The sequence below is a fragment of the Vibrio sp. 10N.222.48.A3 genome (assembly GCF_041475345.1).
Lineage (GTDB): Bacteria > Pseudomonadota > Gammaproteobacteria > Enterobacterales > Vibrionaceae > Vibrio > Vibrio tasmaniensis_A.
Genome location: NZ_JBFRVX010001517.1, coordinates 1 through 594 on the forward strand (window position 1 = coordinate 1; position 594 = coordinate 594).

Below are 594 nucleotides of genomic sequence, written 5' to 3' on the forward strand. Positions count from 1 at the left end.
ACCCTTTGTTTATGAAACCTGATACAAAAATCTCAGTTGAAAATGTGGCAGAGGTACTTAGCGCGACTTATAAAGACACGGTTTTGGAAGGAAAATCGAAACGACCAATTAGAGTTGAGCGTCAACTAGAGTCGCATATTATTCAGCTTCGCCCTGAGATGCCAGAAGAGCTTCAAGGTATTATTTGGCAAAGCTTCGGCGTGTTACCAGAATCTGTTTTAGTGCCGTTATACTCAACCCTACAAGATTACCCAAAAGCGTACCAAGTAGGCGATGATAACTACAGTGATGATTCAGCTTATTGGCAGTTCCGTAGCCTAACCGCCCTCGCTTCTACAAACCCAGATAAGTATTTACCAGTACTAAAAGCAACTTGGGACAAAGAAGAAACTCAATTATACAAGCAGGTCGCACACTTAGATAAAACGTTAACAGACATGTATAAAGTAGATAAACAAGCGGCTCTGAACATGGCTGCCGACTACTCATACGGACAGCTTAAGCGTACCTTAGATATGGCAACTGAGCTTAGATACAAAATGATTACAGATTTGACTAAAAGCACAGAGAAGAAATACTCAGAGGAAGAGTTTA

Annotated in this window: 1 protein-coding gene; it reads left to right on the plus strand. The window is 40.9% G+C overall.

Features of this window, described 5'->3' with window-relative positions; genetic code table 11:
- A partial coding sequence (locus AB4653_RS27490) for a C69 family dipeptidase (RefSeq protein ID WP_372105824.1) occupies positions 1-594 on the plus strand: 594 nt, incomplete at both ends.